The following is an 18,240-nucleotide window of genomic DNA, read 5'->3' as shown; positions in this document are numbered from 1 at the left end:
CCAACAACCTCCAGCACACGGGCCAGACCGCCACATCGGCGCCGATGCAAAATATCCCGGAGAAGCTTCCGCCCAAGCCCGTGTTGCCGATCCTCACGAAAAAGGCCGCTGAGAAGCAGGCCGATCGGATAGCGACTGGCCACAACCGGTTAGACGGCGGCTCGGGGACCTCTCTCTGAGCCGCCGCCTCACCGCTCCTGGGGCGGCGGGGGGCCCGTTCGGCCCGCTCGATCCCGCCGGCGGTCATCAGCGGAAGTACTACGCCCCGCGGGTCGGCGTGGTCCGGGTCACGGCTGCGAGCGGCACCGATCACCGGCCGCGCAGGTGTGACGTCGGGGCCGAGCGGTGAGCCAGGATCGATGGCGGTGAGGCGGACGTCCGCTCATGGCGGGGAGACGGGGGAGTGGTAGTTGAGATAGCTCCCCCCGGACAGGTTTCCCGACTGGGAGCCGTGACCCACCACAGCCGGCGTTCCGGTGCATCCCGGCTGCGTATACACACGCAGCTCCTGGGTGGCGTCGGGGTCGCCGTTCAGGGCGGATCCCACCGCGACGCTGTGGCACACGTCGTCCATCACCGCGGTGACCGTACCGCTGTAGTTGGCGCCTGGCCACACGCAGACCTCCCCCGGCGGGCAGTCCGATATGGCTCCGGAGACCGATCGTGCGGTGAACGGCGTGGGTGCGGTCACGGCGACGGCGGTCACCGTCACGGTCAACACGGCGCGACGAACAAGGATTCCCCGCATCCCTCTGGTCCTCCGGAAACCGAATCACCTTCGAGTCCGCAGGGAATGTAGCAAGCCACGGCGCCTCACGCGGATTTCGATCTGCGCCAGTTGTCGCCCGTGCGCACCGCCGCCCTGTGCTAGCTTTTCGGCGCCTCGCCGCGCACCCGATCGGAGCGGCGCCGCCGCATCCAGACCAGCCGGGCCGCCCAGCCGGCTGCGGCAAGAATGGCGAAGGGCAGGACCGTCAGCACCCCGGTGAGCAGCCCGCGGAGCACCGCCCCGTCGTCGCCGACGGCGGTGAGGATGGCGCTCACCAGCAGGTTGTGCTCGTCGGCCCTGGGGGCGGCTGACGGGGCGTGATGCCGGCCGGCGACGGGGCGCTCGACGACGCTCAGAGGGGTCGCCGTGTCGGGCGTTGCGCCGGCCGTGGGGTCGCTGGTGGGCACGCTGCTCGGAGTGGCGCTCGCAGGCGCGGCCACGGCCGGGACCGGCTGAATCGGGACGACGAGTCCGGGTGGCGGCACAGTGCGGACTGGGGGCGTCGTCGTCGCGGACGGCTTGGCGTTGCCGCGAAGCGCCACCGTCTGGGTCACCGTCGGCGCGTCATCGGTGATGGTCATCAGTGCGCTGAGGGCGCCGTCCGACTTCTGCGGCGCGAACGCGATCGTGATCTGGCAGCTCCCGCCGACGGGCAGAGCCCCGGGGCATGCATTGCTCTTCACGTTGAAGTCGTCTGGATCCAGACCCTTCATCTCCAGCGCGGCCAGGGTCAGCGGTCCGGAGCCGGTGTTCTGCAGGGTCACCGCCTTTGGGGCGCTGCTGGTGCCCGCGGCCTGGTCGCCGAAGTCCATGATCGTCGTGCTCAGTTGGGCCTGCGGGGTTGGTACCGAGCCGTCGAGCGAGACCAGTTGCGTGGGGCTGTTGGGGTCGTTGTCGGTGATGGTGAGGATCGAGGTGCGGATGGCCTTGACGTCACCCGACGCCGTCTTGGGACTGAAGCGGATCTCGATGCTGCAGCTGTGGCCGGGGTCGAGGGTGGTGAAGCAGTCGCCACTGACCACGTCGAAGTCGTCGGTGGGGTCGAGCTTCAGGTCGGTGATGCGCATCGAGCCGTTGCCGTCGTTGTGCACCGACACCGTGCGGATGCCACTCACCGTGCCCGGGGCCTGCGGGCCGAAGCTCAGGTCCGAAGGGTCGACCTGCACGTCGGGAGAGGCGACCTCACCGATGAGAGTGACGCTCTGCGGGCTGAGGGAGGCGTCGTCGTCGATCTCCAGGGTCGAGGAGCGTGGCCCGAAGGTGCCGCTGCCAGGTCGGAAGACGACCTCCACGCTGCAGCTGGCGCCGGGGGCGAGGCTCTGGCCGCAGCCGTTGCGCGTGATGACGAAGTCGGAGGCGTCGCCCTCCTTCACGAAGATGCCTGTGAAGGTCAGCGGAGTGACGTCGGTGTTGGTCAGGTGCACGGTCTTGCTGGAGCTGGTGGTGTTCTCCTCCTGGCTCCCGAAGTGCACCTGGCTGGCGCTGACCGCGACCGTCGCCGCCTTGACGGGCAGCGGATGCGTCAGGGCGAGCCCGCCAATGGAGATAGCCACCGTCGCAGCCAGCGAGAAGCTGGTCCGCAGTTTCAACCCTTCCATGCTCGGTCGAACGGCGCGGCCAGCCTGATCTTGCGGTGCCGGGGCGCGGCGATGCGAGGTTCGGCGTTGACACCGCGTTAACAGATGGTCAGATACTCGAGGGGTTCCCCCGTGCCGCGACTGAGGCTGCCCTCTCCCACTGCACGGACGCAAATGCCACAAACAGGACATGCTTGACGGCCGGTTCAGACGGCGTTAATGTCCGGACAAGAGAGGGCCCGTGCGTTCGGAGATCTGTGCGGAGGCGGGGGAAACATGGCTCGTGTGCCTGTCGGCCTGGATGCGCTCGCGCAACGTTCGGTCATGGTGTGCGCGCCGGGCCAGCAGGCGGTCGCAGACCTCCGGTGGGGAAGGTTGAGCTACGTCCGCACAATCAGCGCCGATCTCAGGTCGTCGGCTTCCTGAAGGAGGATGCTCCCGATGCTCCGCCATCCACCCGTCCGGGCAGCGTGGTTGAACCCCATTGTCGTGTCCGCGCTGCTGTTGACGGCCTTTGGCTCGGTGACGGCGTCCATGAGCCACGGCACGGCCGCGTCGACGGGCGGTGGGGGGACGACCGGCGCGGCCGGTTCCTGCGATGTGGTCCCGAAGCTCGAGCGCAGTTCCTTCCCCGAACGTCCGAGAGTCGACAACCGGTTGCTCCCGCTGGCTCCGGGAATGCAGTACGTCCTCGACGGATTCGTCAAAGGAGATGACGGACTGCACCACCCGCATCGAATCGAGACCACGGTGACCGACCTGACCAAGGTGGTCGGCGGCGTGCGCACCCTCGTCGTGTTCGACCGCGACCTCGAGGATGGCCGCCTCACGGAGTCCGAACTCTTCTTCGAGGCTCAGGATGAGGACGGCGCGGTCTGGCTGCTGGGCGAGTACCCGGAGGAATACGAGAGCGGGAAGCTCGCCGGAGCGCCGAGCACTTGGATCTCGGGTGTGGCGGGCGCCAGGGCCGGGATCGCGATGCCCGCGAAGTCGCGGGCGGGCACCCCGACCTACCTTCAGGGCCTGGCTCTGAAGGTTGGCTTCAAGGACTGCGCGACGACGTTCGAGACGGACCAGCGGACCTGTGTCCCGATTGGGTGCTACGACGACGTGCTCGTGGCCGACGAGTTCGGCCCGCTCGATCCCGCCGGCGGCCACCAGCGCAAGTTCTACGCCCCCGGCATGGGCGTGGTCCGAGTGACCGCTGCGAGCGGCAGCGATCCCGAGACCCTGGAGCTGACCAGGGCAGAGAGCCTCTGCATGGCCGACTTCGCCGACATCCGCCAGCTGGCGCTCGACCAGGACAGTCGCGGCTACGGCGTCGTCCCGGGCGTGTACGGCGGTACCGCGCGCGCGAGGGCGACGCTGCACGCGCATCACTGGTAGGCCAAGGGGCCGGCAATATGCTGCCGGGGTAGACCCGGGGGCCGTCGGGGTTCAGCCCAATGGTCCCGACGTGGCGAGGCGTCCGGTGACCAGGGCGGGGCCGCCGAAGAGGGTGATGGTCAACCGCGTGGTCCCGCACACCGCGTAGAGGGAGGTGCCGGCACGCCCCGGGGTGACGCACACGGTCCGACCGCCACGGACCACGGTGACCACCGGCAGCGTCTCGGCGCTGGTGGGTGGCCGGACGGCCAGGGTCAGCCCCGGATCGACGACGTCGCGGAGCGCCACCTGCGTGCCGCCTGACGGGTCGCGCACCATGGTGCCGATGAGGTCGTCGCTGAACCCGCCGGGGCCGCTGTGGACCGGCCCGGTGCGGCCTGCCGGCGGCGCACCGGGGGTCAGGAGGGTGGCGGGCGTCCCGGCGACGGCCGCCCAGCCCGGGCGGAACGGGCCATGGACCGCCCAGACCGCGATGGCGGCCACACTTGCCGCCGCCGTCAGCCCCACGGCGAGCCGGAGCGGCAGTCGTGCACGCCATCCGGCGCCGAGCCGGGTGATCACCGCCAGCAGCACCGCGGTGACGCACGTCGCGGTGATCCCGATCATCCACGGCGCCTGGGCATCCGAGCCGGTGCCGAGCCCGTGGACGACGGCGGCCGGCCAGGACGCGTAGGCCGTCCAGTGGACCAGGCGCCAGGTGCGCTGCCCGATCCGGCGCCGGAGCACGCTGGTGACCGCGATGGCGACGAGCACCTCGGCGGCCACGGTTCCCAGGCCCAGCCACAGGGGACGGTAGGCCGCGGAGAAGGGGACGAGGGCGTCGGGAACACTGATTCGAGCGAAGGGGTCGAGGACGGTGGTGACGATGTGGACGGCGAGCAGGACGACGCAGAGCAGACCGAGGTTGCGGTGGAGGAGCGCGAGCACGAAGCGAGGGATCGTTCGGCCGCCGAGCCGGAGCGAGGTGCCGACGCCGAGGACCACGCTCGCGGTGAGGACGAGGAGCAGAGCGACGCCGGCGCCACGGGTCGCGTACCAGAAAGGGCTCGGTCCCGGAGGCGCCGGGGTGGTGGCGGCGGCGATGACCGCATGGGCGCTCAGCATGGCGTGGGCCAGCCTCGGGTGGGATGGGCGCGGCCGTCCCTGTCGACGAGGCGGGATGGCAGTGTGAGCCCGTCCAGCCAGTCCCACGCGGCGTCGCCGAGGAGGAGCGCGGCGGTCGCCGCGGCGTTCGCCTCGACGCAGGAGGCGGCGGCCACCGACACCAGCCGCCAGGGCGTCGCGGCGGGCAGTCCCGTCGACGGATCGACGATGTGGTGGATCTCGCGGCCGCCGCGCCGCCAGCGGCGCGCGGTGGTCCCCGAGGTGGCCAGTCCCCCGTCGTGAACGAGGACCTCCTGCCCGTCGGGCGCCTGCGGCCACTCGCCGACCCGGACCGGCCAGCCATTCGCCGGCGCCGGTCCCGCGACGGCGATGTCCCCGCCACAGTCGACAGCCACGCCGGCGCCGAGCCGCTCGGCGGCAACCGTGGCGGCTCGGTCGGCCGCCCACGCCTTGCCGCTGGCACCGAGGTCGAGCCAGACCTCCGCGGGCAGCCGGACCGTGTGTGCGACGGCGTCGTGCTCGACCACGCGCCAGCCGGGCGCCGAGCGCAGCCGGAGCTCGAGCGGCGGCCCGTCGGTGGGCAGGTCGCGAAAGGTGACCGTGTATCCCAGATCGTGGAGGCAGCGACCCACGGTCGGGTCCACCAGCCCCCGCGTGATTCGCGCCACCTCGAGGGCCACCGCGATCGCCTCCTCGAGGAGTGGGGAGACCGGCAGCGGCGGGCCTCCGGCCCGTCGGTTGAGGCGGGAGAGCTCGGAGTGGGGGCGAAACCGGCTGCAGACGCGGTCGATCTCGGTGATCTCCTCCCGGACGACCACCAGCGCCTCGGACAGCGCGGTCGGGTCATCGACGGCGACGGTCACCGTCGACCCCATCGCGGGGAAGGAGGCGGCGCTCAGCACGGGTGCGACGGTGTCGAGTGCAGGCACGTGGGCGGTGGGGGTGGCGGCGGTGGCGGCGGCGGCGGGGGGGCGGCCGCGGGGGGCGGCGGAGCGGCCGCCGGTGGGGGAGGCGGAGCAGCCGCCGGGGCGGGTGCCGTCGGGGGCGCGGTCGGTGCCAGGCGAGGAGGCCGGGGTGCGCCGAGCCGCGTCGGCGGCCCTGGGACCGGCGTCGCCACGATCACCTGTGGCGGGGGCGCGGGAAGGTGGACGATGTGCTCGACGACGATCGGGGGCGGCGGTGCGCTCTGGACCGGGACGGCCTCCACGGGAACGACCGGAGCCTGCGGATGCTGCGCGGCCACCGGGGCCTGCTGCCCGGAGAAGGTGAGGGCCGCCGCGGTCGAGAAGAGCCCGGTCAGTCCGAGTGCGCTCCCGATCCCTGCGAGGGTGCTGCGCCGGACCAGTCCCAGGGCCCGGTCACGGTCGTGACTGCCGGTGCCGCCGTTCATGTCAGCCACCTCCGCCGCAGAAGAGCACGGGGCACGGCCGCGAGGTCGGCCGGGGACGAGCGGTGGGCGGTGGCGGCGCCGGCGGTGCGGTGACCGGCGCGGCCTGCGCGGTGCCCACCGGCACGCGCGGGGCTGCGGGGGCGGTGGCCGGCGAACCGTTCGCAGGCGCGGGCCCCGCGGGGACGATGATCGGCGGCGGAGCCGGGTCCTGGATGTAGACGGTGTGCTCGGTGGGCGCCGCGGGAGCCGCCGTCGGGAAGAGGATGTCGGCGCGGAGCGGCCACGGCGACGCGGTGGTCCGGGCGGACACGGGCACGGCCGCCGGCTGGTGGCCCGGCAGCTCGGCGAGAGGTCCGGCTCCGGAGGACGCGGCCAATCCCGCGGCGACGCCCGCGCCGGCGGTGATCAGGGTCAGGCCGAGAATTCGCTGCCGGGTGCGGGAGCCCACGTCGACCTCTCCTCATGCGAGGATCGACGGACATCCGCGCGGAGAGACGCCCGCCCTTCTCACACTTCAAACGCTGGGGGGCGAGGAGTCTTGCGCCGGGGCGGCGCCGTCGTCCTCGGATGTGTTCGGCTGCGCAGGAAAGTATGCGCGGTGCGGCCGGCGAACGCCTGAAGGGAGTTGGCGCGAGCGGACCCGCGGACTGAATGACGACAGCGCTTTCACGATGGCCGTCGCCGTGTCTGCGCACGCTCGTGCGAGTGCGTCTCCGTGGTCCGGTCACGACCCCCCGGTGACCGCGCTCGCCCCGCCACCGCTGTCGCCGGAGGCGGGGGCCTGGTCGGGTGGCTGCAACTGTCCGCCGTCGCCACCGAGTTGAACGGAGTCGCCCGGAGCGGCACGTGTGGACGCCGTTCCCGCCACCGAGCTGGCCGACGCCGCCAGTCCCCCGATGACCGCCGTGAGCGTCGCTCCCAGCGCCACCACGCCGGCGCTGAGGTGGCGAAGGCGGCGCAGCGCGTCGTCGCGCCGGACGGCCGCGGCGCCGTCCCGATTGCGGGAGTGGTCCATGACCGCACCCTACCCGCGGAACCTTGCTGATCCCTGACGGCAGGGTGATCAGCGCCGGCGGCCGTCGCGGGCGGTGAGCAGCTTGAGCGCGACCACCGGGCAGGAGGCGACGGCGCGCCGGGCATGGGAGACGAGCTCCTCGGGGATCGAGCCGGGCTCGATGATCGGGTAGCCCCAGTCGTCGAGCCGGATGAGCTCCGGCAGCAGCTCGGCGCAGAGGCCGTGGCCGTCGCAGCGGATACGGTCGATCGACATCGTCACGACGTCCATTGCGCCGCCTCCAGCGGTGTGCCCGGCGACGAGCAGCGCCGCTGCACCGCATGGCTGAGGAACTCGGTGTCGAAGACGTCGAGGGCCGAGAGCACCAACCCCGCGGCGCCGTCGGGATGGCGGCAGGCGCCGCGGCCGCGCAGCTCCGACGACCAGGTTCGCAGCCGGGTGAGGTCGTGGGCGTCGGGGGTGCACACCGCGACGCGGCTCAGGGCGTCGGCGATCGCCCGCAGGCCGAACACGCAGGGGCCGCATTGCCGGGCGCTCTGGTCGGCGAGGTACGAGGCGATCAGCGCGGTCATCGCGACGCCGCAGCGATGGGCGGGGAGCAGCGCGACGGTGCCGCAGCCCAGCGCCCTGCCGTGTGCCCGCAGCCGCATGCCGTCGACGGGGAGCGACCATGTCTCGCCGGCCCGGACCCAGCCCCCGAAATACCCCCCGAGGAGGACCGCCCCGACGGCTGCCGTGGCTCCGCCGACCGCCTCGACGGCCTCGCCGATCGTCGAGCCCTGCGCCACCTCGAGAACCGATCCCTGGCGCACCGCCCCGCTGATCGACAGCAGCGCCGTACCGCCGGCGCCGTCGCGCCCACCCTCCTGATACCAGCGGTCGCCGAACCGCGCGACGAGTGCGACGTGGGCGAGGGTCTCGACGTTCTGCACCAGCGTGGGACGGCCACCGACGCCCTTCTCGAACGGACGCGGCGGGATCGACGTGGGCAGCGCCACACCGTCGTTGACGCAGTGCACCGCCGCCGACTCCTCGCCGGCGACGTAGCGCGCGGGCGCGGTGACGAAGCGCACGCGGCAGGGGTGGTCCACCCGCTCCGCGAGCGCACGCTCCAGGCTGGCCCTGGCTGGCCGATGCTCCTCACCGACGAAGAGCACGATGTCGTCGGCGCCGACGCTCGTGGCCGCGAGGAAGGCGCCGTCGATGACGAGGTGGGGGCGGCACTGCATGAGCAGGCGGTCCTTGTAGCTCAGCGGCTCGCCCTCGGCTCCGTTGACGAGCAGGACGGCGCTTCCAGCGCGACGTCCGGCGACGGTGCGCCACTTGGTTCCGACCGGGAAAGACGCACCGCCGCGACCCCGCAGGTCGCTGCGCTCGAGCACCTCGATGAGCCCGGCCCCGCCGCGCGGCACCGGACCGAGCCGGGCGACGTGGGCGGGGCCGGGCTCCATACCGGCCCCGGGCGGTGGGCCTGCCAGGACGCGCGGCGCGGTCACCGGCGGGCCACGCGGTGCGTTCCCGCGGCCTCTCGCCTGGCCGCGTCCAGGGGATCGGCGGGAGCGGCGACGAGGCGCCACAGGCCGACTCCCGCGACCAGGCCGACGCATCCGGCGGTGATGCCGAGCATCCACACCTGACGCGCGTCGGTTCCCGTGCCGAGGCCGTGGACCACGGCCAGGGGCCAGGACGCGTACGCGAGCCAGTGGACGACGCGCCACCCACGCACGCCGATCCACGCCCGTGCAAGGCTGGTGACGACGATGGCGAGGAGCAGCTCGACGGCGATGGTGCCGAACCCGAGCCAGACGGTGCGGTACGACGACCCGAAGGGCACGACGACGGGCATGAGGCCCAGGCTCGTGAACGGATCCACCACCGCGGTGACGATGTGCAGGGCGAGGAAGACGACGGTGATGAGCGCGAGGTCGCGATGGAAGGTCGCGCTGATGAACCGGGGCCAGCCCTCGGTCGTGAAGCGCAGACGCGCGAGCAGACCGACGACGACCACGGCCGTGAGCAGCATGAGGGACACCGCTCCCGCCCCCCGGGTGGTGAACCACAGCGTCTTGTCGTTCATCCCGCCCACCCCACTCCCGGCTCGGGCCACCCCGCGATGCGGACGATCCGGTCGCCGGCGCCGACCAGCCGTGATGGCAGCCGCCGGGCCTCCAGCCACGGGATCGCCCGCTCGCCGCGAATGATCGCCGCGGTCGACGCGATGTTGGCGTCGACGCACGTGTCGGCGACGACCGTTGCGAGCCGCCATACCGTGTCGGCGGGACAGCTGGTGCGCGGATCGATGATGTGGTGGATCTCAACGCCGCCACGGCGCCAGCGGCGCACCCGCGTGCTGGAGCTGGCGACACCGCCGGCCTGCACGATCACGCTCTCCTCCGACTCGTCGATCGCATCGTTGCTGTCGATGCTGACCTGAACCTTCCAGCCGCCCGGCGGCGGCTCTCCCGCGAGAGCGATATCGCCGCCGAGGCTCACGAGGATGCCTCCCTCTCCACCCATCGCGCGGAATCCCGCAGCGGCGCAGAGGTCGGCGGCGAGCGCCTTGGCGGTGGCGCCGAGGTCGATCTCGACGCCGGCCGGGAAGGACACGCTGCGGGTGACCCGATCGAGGCGGACCGTTCTCCATCCCGGGATCGGCTCCACCGTGAGTGTCAGCGGCTCGCCGTCGGGGGCGACGGCGGCGAAGTCGACGTCGTACCCGACCAGTCGCATCGCCCTGCCGACGGTGGGGTCGACGTCGCCATCGGTGAGGCGTGCGGCCCGCAGCCCCTCGGCGAGAGCCCGGGCGAGGAGTTCGCTGACGCGCGTCTCCCGACCGGCGCGCCGGTTGAGCAGCGTGAGCTCGCTGTCGTCGCGGAACCGGCTGCAGGCCAGGTCGATGTCGCGTAGGGTCGCGTCAACCGCGGCCTTGGCGGCGGCGATCGCCGCCACACGCGTGACGACGACGCGGACGTTGGTCCCAAGAGCGCGGTCGACGACCGACGCCAGAGTGCTGGTCTGCATCGCCTCCGCCTGTGACGAGCGATGTCGTCATCGATCGTCCACTGTATCACCGCCCCCGCTCTCAGCCAGCTGAGCCGCCGCTGTCCGCGTCGGCCGAGGTGCTCGAGCTGGTGGTGGTCTGGTGACCGGTTCACGTCGAACCGGTCACCACACCGGGGACGGCGGTCAGGCGAGGTCGAACCGATCGAGGTTCATGACCTTGTCCCACGCAGCCACGAAGTCACGCACCAGCTTCTCCTTCGAGTCGCCACATGCGTAGACCTCCGCGATGGCACGGAGCTGGGAGTTCGAACCGAAGACGAGGTCGACGGCGGTACCGGTCCACCTGACCTCGCCGGTCGCGCGATCGCGACCCTCGAACACGTTCTCGGACGACTCCGATGCGCTCCACTCCGTGCCCATGTCCAGCAGGTTCACGAAGAAGTCGTTGGTCAGCGTCCCGGGCCGGTCGGTGAGGACGCCGAGCTGGGACTGTCCGAAGTTGGCGTTCAGGGCCCGCATGCCGCCGATCAGAACCGTCATCTCCGGGGCGGTCAGCGTCAGCAGGTTGGCCCGGTCCAGCAGCAGGGTCTCGGCCGGCAGGGTCGCGCCGGCGCGGAGGTAGTTGCGGAACCCGTCCGCGGTCGGTTCGAGCACCGCGAACGACTCCACGTCGGTCTGCTCCTGCACGGCGTCGGTGCGCCCCGGCGCGAAGGGAACCGTGACGTCGTGCCCGGCGTTCCTCGCCGCCTGCTCGACGGCGGCGCATCCGCCCAGGACGATCAGGTCGGCGAGCGAGACCCTCTTTCCGCCGGACTGTGAGCTGTTGAAGTCCTGCTGGATCTGCTCGAGGGCCGGCAGCACGGTGGCCAGCTCGGCCGGGTTGTTGACGTCCCAGTCCCGCTGCGGCGCGAGGCGGATCCGGGCGCCGTTGGCCCCGCCACGCTTGTCGGTGCCGCGGAAGGTTGCCGCCGACGCCCAGGCGGTGGAGACCAGCTGGGGGATGGACAGCCCCGAGGCGAGGATCCTGCCCTTGAGGGCGGCAATGTCCTCGTCACCGATCAGCTCATGATCGACCGCGGGGACGGGGTCCTGCCAGAGCTGCGGCTCCGAGGGAACCAGCGGGCCGACATAGCGCGAGATCGGTCCCATGTCGCGGTGGGTCAGCTTGAACCACGCCTTGGCGAACGCCTCTGCGAGCTGATCCGGGTTCTCGTGGAAACGCTTCGCGATCGGCGCGTAGATCGGATCCATCTTCAGCGCCAGGTCGGTCGTCAGCATCATCGGCGCGACGCGCTTCGACGGATCATGGGCATCGGGCACCCTGTCCTGTGCCGAGGGATCCCTGGGAGTCCACTGGTTCGCACCGGCGGGGCTCTTGGTCAGCTCCCAGTCGTACCCGAACAGGTTGTCGAGGTACCCGTTGTCCCACCTGGTCGGCTCGTTGGTCCAGGCACCCTCCAGCCCGCTGGTGATCGTATCGGCGCCCTTGCCGGCACCGCAGCTGATCTTCCAGCCGAGGCCCTGCTGCTCGAGGGGGGCGGCCTCGGGCTCCGGACCGACGCACTCCGAACCGACCGCACCGTGGCACTTGCCGAAGGTGTGGCCGCCGACGATGAGCGCCAGCGTCTCCTCGTCGTTCATCGCCATGCGAGCGAAGGTCTCGCGAATGTCCCTGGCGGCGGCGAGCGGATCCGGGTTGCCGTTCGGCCCCTCCGGATTCACGTAGATCAGGCCCATCTGCACGGCGCCGAGAGGCTTGGCGAGCTCCCTGTCGCCGCTGTAGCGCTCATCTCCGAGCCAGGTGTCCTCGGGCCCCCAGATGATCTCGTCGGGCTCCCAGATGTCGGCGCGGCCGCCGCCGAAGCCGAACGTCGTGAAGCCCATCGATTCGAGGGCACAGTTGCCGGCGAAGATCATCAGGTCGGCCCAGGAGATCTTCCGGCCGTACTTCTGCTTGACCGGCCAGAGCAGCCGGCGCGCCTTGTCGAGGTTCGCGTTGTCCGGCCAGCTGTTCAGGGGGGCGAAGCGCTGGGCGCCGCTGCCGCCACCGCCCCGGCCGTCGGCGATGCGGTACGTGCCCGCGCTGTGCCACGCCATCCGGATGAAGAGCCCGCCGTAGTGGCCGTAGTCGGCCGGCCACCAGTCCTGCGACGTCGTCATCACCTCGATGAGGTCGCGCTTCAGCGCGCCGAGGTCGAGGGTTCTGAACTCCTCGGCGTAGTTGAAGTCCTCGCCCATCGGATTGGACAGGGGCGAGTGCTGGTGCAGAACCTGCAGGTCCAGCTGATTCGGCCACCAGTCCTGGTTCGACCTGGGCCGAGACGACGTGGGAGTCGGTGCCGGGATTACCGGGTTCTCGCTTTCGCTGCCCACATCCGCGGTGGTGTCGGGCCGCATCGTGTCAGCCATCCTGATCCTCCGTGCCGTGACATTGGGGGCAGAGACCCCAGAAGGTCACCTCTGCCTCGTCGAGAACGAATCCGTGGGTCTGCGAGGGCTCCAGGCAGGGCACCTCACCGACGGCGCAGTCCACGTCGGCGGCGCGTCCGCAACCGCGGCAGACGACGTGGTGATGGTTGTCGCCCACGCGCGCCTCGTATCGGGCCGGCGAGCCGGCGGGCTCGATGCGCCGGACCAGTTGGGCGACCAGGAGGTGGTCGAGGGCGTCGTACACCGCCTGCCGGGACGCCGTTCCCAGCACCTGCTGCACGGCTTCGGCGATGTCCTGCACGCCCGCATGCGGCATCGTCTCGAGCACGTCGAGCACGGCGAGCCGGATCGCGGTGGGGCGCAGCCCCGCGCTGTGGATCCGCATCGCCGCCGTCGGGGGCACCTCCATCGCGGGGATCCTACGCCGCCCATGTTGGCCCCGTCAAGGTTGTCGACAGTGTCCAACAGTTGGCCCGTGCCGACCGGTCGGTTCGACTACCGCCGATGCCCAGACAGACCTGGGGCGAGGCCCCGCCGGTCGCGCCCGCCCGTCCGGGTTCTGACGGCTGCAGGCTTCGGGACCTGACGGCACCACCGCTCGTTTCGACTAGAGCGCCGCGCCCAAAGGTCAGTCGTTCTGTCGATGACGGGCGGGGGGACGCAGCCTACCGTTTGTCACGAGCGGCGAGCGCTCCCCAATTCGAGGGACCCCAGCCGTCAGGAGCGTTCGATGAGCGTCACGATCGACCGAATCATTCCCGGCGGCGCGGCTGCCGATCCGCACCACCCACTGTCCACGGGTGCCCTGCTCGAATCCGTCGAGCGCCCGATGGGTGTCGCCGGCCGCAGAGGTGGGTTCAGGGCACGGCGGGCAAAGATCGTGTGCACCCTCGGCCCCTCCAGCGAGTCGCCCGAGACCATCCGGGCGCTGATCGAGGCGGGCATGGACGTGGCCCGGCTGAACTTCTCCCATGGCACCAGGGAGCAGCATCTCGCCACCTACCGCCGGGTTCGCGAGGCGGCGGACAGATGCCGGCGCGCGGTCGCCGTGCTCGCCGACCTCCAGGGGCCGAAGGTGCGGCTCGGCAGCTTCGTGGGAGGCACCGCGGTCCTGGAGAGGGGCGCTCTCTTCACCGTCACCGCCGCCGGCGACGGCGCCGGCGAGGCCGACGCGGGCTCGAGCAGCGGCGCCACCACCAGCTACACGGCGCTGCCCCACGACGTCACCGCCGGCGACACCCTGCTCATCGACGACGGCCGGGTCCGGCTGCGCGCGCTCGAGTCGACCGGCGACCACGTGGTGTGCACGGTGATCGACGGGGGCGTGGTGTCCGACCACAAGGGCATCACCCTGCCCGGCGTGCGGATGAGCATGCCGACGCTCTCCGACAAGGACACGGACGACCTGCGCTTCGCCCTGGCGATGGGCGTCGACATGGTGGCGCTCTCCTTCGTGCGCAGCCCCGAGGACATCGACGCCGTCCACGAGGTGATGGACGCATGCGGGCGGCGGGTGCCGGTCATCGCCAAGCTGGAGCGGCAGGAGGCGGTGGACCGGCTGCCCGCCATCGTCGCCGCCTTCGACGGTCTCATGGTCGCGCGCGGCGACCTCGGCGTCGAGACGCCGCTGGAGCAGCTGCCGCTGATCCAGAAGCGCGCGGTGCGGCTGGCGCGGGAGGCCTGCAAGCCGGTCATCGTCGCCACCCAGATGCTGGAGTCGATGACCGAGCATCCGCGGCCGACCCGGGCCGAGGTGTCCGACGTCGCCAACGCCGTGCTGGACGGCGCCGACGCGCTGATGCTCTCGGCGGAGACCAGCGTCGGCGCGCACGTCGTCGAGGTGGTGTCGACGATGGCGGGCATCATCGCCGCCACCGAGCGGGAGGGGCTGGCGACGCTGCCGTCACCGGCCTCCACCTCCGCGGCGGAGGCGATCACCGCGGCGGCCCCGCGGGTCGCGGCGTCGGTCGGCGCCCAGGTCGTGGTGGTCTTCACCGAGACCGGGATGTCCGCCCGGCGTCTCTCCCGGCACCGCTGTGACATCCCCATCCTCGCGTTCACCCCCAACGCCGCGGTGCGCAGCCAGCTGGCCCTGAGCTGGGGCGTCGAGACCTTCGTCGTCCCCCGTGCCGGTCACACCGACGAGATGGTTCTCCAGGTGGAGCGGGCGATGCTCGAGCTCGGGCGCTGCGAGCCCGGCGACCTCATCGTGCTCGTGGCCGGCACCCTGACCGGCGCGAGCGGCTCCACCAACCTGGTCCGGATCCACCGTGTGGGCGACGCCGGTCAGCGCGCGCCGGAGGCGGCCTGATGGCGGAGCGGGCCACGATGCTCGAGACCCTCTCCGAGATCGCCGGCATCGCTTCGGACACGACCTGGTTCCTGCGCCTGACGGCGTGCCCTCGATGCCGGGGCCGGCGACGTCTCCTGGCCGACGACGAGGGCCGCGGGCTCCACGGTCTGTGCCTGGGCTGCGGTGAGGGTCTCCCCGCCCCGCTGGCGACGGAGCGGCTGCCCGCCGCCGGTCGCCGGGTGCTCGTCGTCGACGGCGACCCCGGGATGCGCGCCCTCCTGGCGCGGTCGCTGGTGTCCGCCGGCTTCCGGGTGCACCTGGCCCGCGATGGCAGCGAGGGGCTGGTGCGCGCCCGCCAGGTCTGTCCCGACGCCCTGGTCACCGAGGTCCGCATCCCCGGGCTCGACGGCTTCGAGATGTGCTCCCGCATCCGCGAGAGGCGTCCGCCCGAGGCCCTTCCGATCATCGTGTTCTCGGGCCTGGACCCCACCCCCCACCGCGACGCCGTCGTACGCCTCCTCGGTGCCGTCCACGTCGACAAGGCGGCGGGGACGGGGGCGGTCGTCGACGCCCTGCGGGCTCGGTCCTGAGGGTCAGACGCCGGCGCCGTTCCCTGCGGACACGACCGAGTTGACCTGCGCCGGCCCGATGGTGGTGGGGCCGATCACCGTGGCCACCTGGCCGATGCTGGGGCCGATGAACGACAGGCCGCTGCCGATGCAGACCTGCGGCGAGGTCCCGGCGGTGGTGCCCTGCCCGTCCAGGTTCTGACGGCTGCACGCCTCGGCACCGGTCGGCCCACCGGAGAAGGCCAGGAGACCGGCCGGCACGGGGTCGGGCCGCACGGCGAGGCCGGCGCTGATCGCGCACCCAGCTGCCGCCGAGCCACCGGTGGCGAGCACACCGGTGACGGCGAGCGCGACCGCGAAGCGCTGACGGGTGGTCATCATCTGATCCGTCCCTCGTTGGAGATGTGCAGACGGTCGGCGGGCGGTCCCCCGGCCGGCACCGTCTCTGGAGGACCGTCCCGCCGCGCCGTTGCTGACATCCTCGGATGGACAGGGGTCTCGGGGACCTGTCCGGAGGGTCGGTTCGACCTGACCGGGCCTTCCCGACGCCTCAGCAGTCTCCACTCACCGCGCTGAGAACCGGCTGCAGCACGTGCTCCACCAGCACGGTGTGCTGCTTCACGTACGAGTCGGCCTGCGCCATGTCCCCGACCTGCTGCGACGGCGACCGCTCGAAGTGATCCTGGTTGACGTTCACGAGGAGCGGGTTCGCCGAGCCGTCCGAGATCGTGAACAGCGCCCTCCACAGCGGCTCGCTCATGTTCTGCGCCAGGATCGTGTGCGTCCTGATGTAGGTGTCGGGGTCCTGCGCATCCCTCACCTGCTGCAGCGGGGAGCGCTCCAGGTGGGCCTGATTCATGTACTCGGTGAACGGCGTCAGCGTCCCCGTCACGAGACTCGCGTTGCACGCGCCGCCGGATCCGTCCGCGCTGGCCGGGACCGCACCGGTCCCCAGCCCCACCAGGGCGATCGCGAGGCCTCCGGCGGCATGCTGAACGACAGTCTTCATGGCTGCTCCTGTACGGGTGACGAGGTGGGCGTGCAGGCAATCGACAGGGGCGCCGCGGAAGCGGCGCCGCCAATGCCGGCGCAGCGCCGGCGTGATTGCGGGTCGTATGACATCGATGATGTCCCGACCTCTCCGCGCCTGTCATCACCAGCCATGACTAACGTCGCCGGTCACTCTCGACTAGGAGTCGAACTCGGCGCGCAGCGCGCTGCCCGCGAGGTCGGGGAGGCCCAGGGTCTCGGCCAGCAGCGACGAGGGTGAAGCCGTCCGTCACCTCGTGCATGGCTCGATGCTCACCGCCACCGGCCAGCATCGGATCTGTCCGCCGGGACGGTTCGCACCTGAACGCCGGCGCGGCGGCGGTCATCGCGGTCGAGGCGCGGCGCCGGTGGGCTGAGCGACCTCGATACGGTCACCCGCGGGCGGTCACACCGGTGGTGCGGCGTGACCGCGCGCGGGTGCCGCTCTCAGAGCGACGGGGTGCTGCTCGAGGAGACGTTGAACAGTCCCGCCCAGGCGTCCTGGAAGCTCCGCGAGGGAGGGGCGGGCTCCGGTGCGCTGCCGGGGCTGTCGAACATCGCCTGGATGGGAAGCTCGCACTCGTGGCAGACGATCCAGATCATGCCGGCCTCGCCGACGGGGCGCTCCAGCTGATGCCGGCGGCCGCAGTCCTCGCAGGTGATGGCGATCCGTGTCATGTCGGTCTCCCTTCCGCTGTGGTCGGCTGCTCTCTGCCGCCGCCGTTGCGACCGCAGGGACAGCGTCCCAGGCAGGGGTACCGGCCACCGTGAAGCACCCGTTCAGACTTGTGAAGACGGTGCAGCGATCATGTGACCGCCACGGTCACCTCGTGCCGGGACGAGGTGAGACCATGCCGGCATGGACGACCTGCACGACCACCTGAGGAACCTGCTCGAGGAGCTGGCGGCCCTCCGAGAGCGTCTCGAGGGGCCCCTGGCCGAGCTGATCGCGGACCAGCGCGCCCGCTCGCCCTTCGCATACCTGATGGAGCCGGCCCCGCCGGCGGGACCGGGGTCCGATCCCGGCGGGGCGCACCCCGCCACCTAGGCATCCGCGCGGCGAGCCGCTGCGTAGCCGTCCACGAACCCCGACGACACCGGAGGAATCGCCGTGGACGAGCTGACCCGGAGCCTGGAGGCACTGCTGCAGGAGATCGGTGAGCTGGGCAGGGGTCTCGAAGACCAGCTCGCCCTGCTGATCGAGGAGCAGCGGTCGCGGTCGCCCTTCGCATACCTGATGGAGCCGTCCGAGACCGCCGAGTAGGCGCCGGGCGGTACGCTGTTCGGGCCGGCCGGGGGAGGCGCGAACACACGCCGGCTCGACTGGGAGGTTGCCGTGTCCGAGATGGACGACTTCAACCGCGGGATCATCGATGAGTTCCGCGCCAACCAGGGCCGCTGCGGCGGGATGTTCGAGGGCGCCTCGATGGTGCTGCTCCACACCACCGGCGCGCGCAGCGGCCAGGAGCGGATCAGCCCGCTCGTCTACCGGCCGGTGAACGGCGACATCGCCATCTTCGGGTCGAAGGGGGGCTCGCCCGAGCATCCCGCCTGGTTCCACAACCTCATGGCCCATCCGGAGGCCACCGTCGAGGTCGGCACCGAGACCTACCCGGTCCGCGCCCGGGTCGCCGAGGGCGACGAGCGCGAGCAGATCTGGGAGGCGCACAAGGCG

At 71.8% G+C, this 18,240-nt stretch carries 22 protein-coding genes; 6 read left to right on the top strand and 16 right to left on the bottom strand.

Going from position 1 to position 18,240, the window contains the following annotated elements:
* Positions 1 to 382: 382 nt before the first annotated feature.
* Both VGL20_17800 and VGL20_17795 read right to left on the bottom strand, forming a co-directional pair.
* Positions 383 to 748 carry a peptidase inhibitor family I36 protein gene (locus VGL20_17800; protein ID HEY2705540.1) on the bottom strand — a complete coding sequence of 122 codons (366 nt, stop codon included), beginning with the start codon at positions 746 to 748 and terminating at the stop codon, positions 383 to 385.
* A 119-nt stretch (positions 749 to 867) separates the two neighbouring features.
* The gene (locus tag VGL20_17795) at positions 868 to 2,322 is read right to left on the bottom strand and encodes a choice-of-anchor D domain-containing protein (protein ID HEY2705539.1); all 1,455 of its coding nucleotides are present in this window, start codon (positions 2,320 to 2,322) and stop codon (positions 868 to 870) included.
* Between the two features lie 465 nt (positions 2,323 to 2,787).
* Here VGL20_17795 and VGL20_17790 point away from each other — a divergent pair, with 465 nt between their 5' ends.
* Positions 2,788 to 3,732: a hypothetical protein gene (locus VGL20_17790; GenBank protein HEY2705538.1), complete on the top strand. Its 945-nt coding sequence runs from the start codon at positions 2,788 to 2,790 to the stop codon at positions 3,730 to 3,732.
* A gap of 51 nt (positions 3,733 to 3,783) precedes the next feature.
* Here VGL20_17790 and VGL20_17785 read toward each other — a convergent pair whose 3' ends face one another.
* The 11 genes from VGL20_17785 to VGL20_17735 all read right to left on the bottom strand — a co-directional run bounded on the left by VGL20_17785 (position 3,784) and on the right by VGL20_17735 (position 13,083).
* Positions 3,784 to 4,836 carry a ferric reductase-like transmembrane domain-containing protein gene (locus VGL20_17785; GenBank protein HEY2705537.1) on the bottom strand — a complete coding sequence of 351 codons (1,053 nt, stop codon included), beginning with the start codon at positions 4,834 to 4,836 and terminating at the stop codon, positions 3,784 to 3,786.
* Positions 4,830 to 5,765, bottom strand: a complete 936-nt coding sequence (locus VGL20_17780) for an FAD:protein FMN transferase (protein HEY2705536.1) — start codon at positions 5,763 to 5,765, stop codon at positions 4,830 to 4,832. Before VGL20_17780 ends, VGL20_17785 begins: the two co-directional genes overlap by 7 nt.
* Positions 5,732 to 6,226, bottom strand: a complete 495-nt coding sequence (locus VGL20_17775; GenBank protein ID HEY2705535.1) for a hypothetical protein — start codon at positions 6,224 to 6,226, stop codon at positions 5,732 to 5,734. Before VGL20_17775 ends, VGL20_17780 begins: the two co-directional genes overlap by 34 nt.
* Position 6,227: 1 nt before the next feature.
* Positions 6,228 to 6,674 (bottom strand): hypothetical protein, encoded by a 447-nt coding sequence (locus VGL20_17770; protein HEY2705534.1) that lies wholly within the window; start codon positions 6,672 to 6,674, stop codon positions 6,228 to 6,230.
* 276 nt (positions 6,675 to 6,950) lie between these two features.
* Positions 6,951 to 7,241 carry a hypothetical protein gene (locus VGL20_17765; protein HEY2705533.1) on the bottom strand — a complete coding sequence of 97 codons (291 nt, stop codon included), beginning with the start codon at positions 7,239 to 7,241 and terminating at the stop codon, positions 6,951 to 6,953.
* A gap of 48 nt (positions 7,242 to 7,289) precedes the next feature.
* Positions 7,290 to 7,511: a ferredoxin gene (locus VGL20_17760; GenBank protein HEY2705532.1), complete on the bottom strand. Its 222-nt coding sequence runs from the start codon at positions 7,509 to 7,511 to the stop codon at positions 7,290 to 7,292.
* Entirely contained in the window at positions 7,499 to 8,692 is a 1,194-nt protein-coding gene (locus VGL20_17755) for an NADH-ubiquinone oxidoreductase-F iron-sulfur binding region domain-containing protein (protein ID HEY2705531.1), read from the bottom strand. The genes VGL20_17760 and VGL20_17755 overlap by 13 nt, the downstream gene beginning before the upstream one ends.
* A gap of 41 nt (positions 8,693 to 8,733) precedes the next feature.
* Positions 8,734 to 9,318, bottom strand: coding sequence for a ferric reductase-like transmembrane domain-containing protein (locus tag VGL20_17750; GenBank protein ID HEY2705530.1), 585 nt, complete (start codon positions 9,316 to 9,318; stop codon positions 8,734 to 8,736).
* Positions 9,315 to 10,262, bottom strand: a complete 948-nt coding sequence (locus tag VGL20_17745) for an FAD:protein FMN transferase (protein HEY2705529.1) — start codon at positions 10,260 to 10,262, stop codon at positions 9,315 to 9,317. The genes VGL20_17750 and VGL20_17745 overlap by 4 nt, the downstream gene beginning before the upstream one ends.
* Before the next feature lie 165 nt (positions 10,263 to 10,427).
* A complete protein-coding gene (gene katG, locus VGL20_17740) occupies positions 10,428 to 12,641 on the bottom strand; it encodes a catalase/peroxidase HPI (GenBank protein HEY2705528.1) in 2,214 nt (737 codons plus the stop codon).
* Positions 12,642 to 12,645: 4 nt separating this feature from the next.
* Complete coding sequence (locus VGL20_17735; GenBank protein ID HEY2705527.1) at positions 12,646 to 13,083, bottom strand: Fur family transcriptional regulator; 438 nt, start codon at positions 13,081 to 13,083, stop codon at positions 12,646 to 12,648.
* Positions 13,084 to 13,503: 420 nt separating this feature from the next.
* On the opposite strand from VGL20_17735, the gene pyk reads away from it, so the two are divergent.
* Positions 13,504 to 14,985: a pyruvate kinase gene (gene pyk, locus VGL20_17730; protein HEY2705526.1), complete on the top strand. Its 1,482-nt coding sequence runs from the start codon at positions 13,504 to 13,506 to the stop codon at positions 14,983 to 14,985.
* Entirely contained in the window at positions 14,985 to 15,557 is a 573-nt protein-coding gene (locus VGL20_17725; GenBank protein ID HEY2705525.1) for a response regulator, read from the top strand. The genes pyk and VGL20_17725 overlap by 1 nt, the downstream gene beginning before the upstream one ends.
* Before the next feature lie 3 nt (positions 15,558 to 15,560).
* Here the strand turns inward: VGL20_17725 and VGL20_17720 are convergent, their stop codons facing one another.
* The 3 genes from VGL20_17720 to VGL20_17710 form a co-directional block, all read right to left on the bottom strand.
* Positions 15,561 to 15,914: a hypothetical protein gene (locus VGL20_17720; protein ID HEY2705524.1), complete on the bottom strand. Its 354-nt coding sequence runs from the start codon at positions 15,912 to 15,914 to the stop codon at positions 15,561 to 15,563.
* A 172-nt stretch (positions 15,915 to 16,086) separates the two neighbouring features.
* On the bottom strand, positions 16,087 to 16,545 hold the full coding sequence (locus VGL20_17715; GenBank protein HEY2705523.1) for a hypothetical protein: 459 nt from the start codon (positions 16,543 to 16,545) through the stop codon (positions 16,087 to 16,089).
* A gap of 467 nt (positions 16,546 to 17,012) precedes the next feature.
* The gene (locus VGL20_17710; GenBank protein ID HEY2705522.1) at positions 17,013 to 17,243 is read right to left on the bottom strand and encodes a hypothetical protein; all 231 of its coding nucleotides are present in this window, start codon (positions 17,241 to 17,243) and stop codon (positions 17,013 to 17,015) included.
* 181 nt (positions 17,244 to 17,424) lie between these two features.
* Here VGL20_17710 and VGL20_17705 point away from each other — a divergent pair, with 181 nt between their 5' ends.
* The 3 genes from VGL20_17705 to VGL20_17695 all read left to right on the top strand — a co-directional run.
* On the top strand, positions 17,425 to 17,613 hold the full coding sequence (locus tag VGL20_17705) for a hypothetical protein (protein HEY2705521.1): 189 nt from the start codon (positions 17,425 to 17,427) through the stop codon (positions 17,611 to 17,613).
* 63 nt (positions 17,614 to 17,676) lie between these two features.
* A complete protein-coding gene (locus VGL20_17700) occupies positions 17,677 to 17,829 on the top strand; it encodes a hypothetical protein (protein HEY2705520.1) in 153 nt (50 codons plus the stop codon).
* Positions 17,830 to 17,910: 81 nt separating this feature from the next.
* Positions 17,911 to 18,240, top strand: a 330-nt coding sequence (locus tag VGL20_17695) for a nitroreductase/quinone reductase family protein (protein HEY2705519.1), incomplete at its 3' end; no start/stop codon positions are given.

The sequence above is a fragment of the Candidatus Dormiibacterota bacterium genome (assembly GCA_036495095.1).
Taxonomy (GTDB): domain Bacteria; phylum Chloroflexota; class Dormibacteria; order Aeolococcales; family Aeolococcaceae; genus CF-96.
Note: the sequence above shows the minus strand (reverse complement) of the source record. Positions and strands in the feature narration are given on the sequence as shown.

Coding starts and splice junctions, on each gene's coding strand:
- katG (HEY2705528.1), bottom strand. CDS start 12,641: ATGCGGCCCGACACCACCGCGGATGTGGGCAGCGAAAGCGAGAACCCG.
- VGL20_17735 (HEY2705527.1), bottom strand. CDS start 13,083: ATGGAGGTGCCCCCGACGGCGGCGATGCGGATCCACAGCGCGGGGCTG.
- VGL20_17765 (HEY2705533.1), bottom strand. CDS start 7,241: ATGGACCACTCCCGCAATCGGGACGGCGCCGCGGCCGTCCGGCGCGAC.
- VGL20_17790 (HEY2705538.1), top strand. CDS start 2,788: ATGCTCCGCCATCCACCCGTCCGGGCAGCGTGGTTGAACCCCATTGTC.
- VGL20_17710 (HEY2705522.1), bottom strand. CDS start 17,243: ATGACACGGATCGCCATCACCTGCGAGGACTGCGGCCGCCGGCATCAG.
- pyk (HEY2705526.1), top strand. CDS start 13,504: ATGGGTGTCGCCGGCCGCAGAGGTGGGTTCAGGGCACGGCGGGCAAAG.
- VGL20_17720 (HEY2705524.1), bottom strand. CDS start 15,914: ATGACCACCCGTCAGCGCTTCGCGGTCGCGCTCGCCGTCACCGGTGTG.
- VGL20_17745 (HEY2705529.1), bottom strand. CDS start 10,262: ATGCAGACCAGCACTCTGGCGTCGGTCGTCGACCGCGCTCTTGGGACC.
- VGL20_17785 (HEY2705537.1), bottom strand. CDS start 4,836: ATGCTGAGCGCCCATGCGGTCATCGCCGCCGCCACCACCCCGGCGCCT.
- VGL20_17705 (HEY2705521.1), top strand. CDS start 17,425: ATGGACGACCTGCACGACCACCTGAGGAACCTGCTCGAGGAGCTGGCG.
- VGL20_17755 (HEY2705531.1), bottom strand. CDS start 8,692: ATGGAGCCCGGCCCCGCCCACGTCGCCCGGCTCGGTCCGGTGCCGCGC.
- VGL20_17760 (HEY2705532.1), bottom strand. CDS start 7,511: ATGGACGTCGTGACGATGTCGATCGACCGTATCCGCTGCGACGGCCAC.
- VGL20_17715 (HEY2705523.1), bottom strand. CDS start 16,545: ATGAAGACTGTCGTTCAGCATGCCGCCGGAGGCCTCGCGATCGCCCTG.
- VGL20_17725 (HEY2705525.1), top strand. CDS start 14,985: ATGGCGGAGCGGGCCACGATGCTCGAGACCCTCTCCGAGATCGCCGGC.
- VGL20_17750 (HEY2705530.1), bottom strand. CDS start 9,318: ATGAACGACAAGACGCTGTGGTTCACCACCCGGGGGGCGGGAGCGGTG.
- VGL20_17800 (HEY2705540.1), bottom strand. CDS start 748: ATGCGGGGAATCCTTGTTCGTCGCGCCGTGTTGACCGTGACGGTGACC.
- VGL20_17775 (HEY2705535.1), bottom strand. CDS start 6,226: ATGAACGGCGGCACCGGCAGTCACGACCGTGACCGGGCCCTGGGACTG.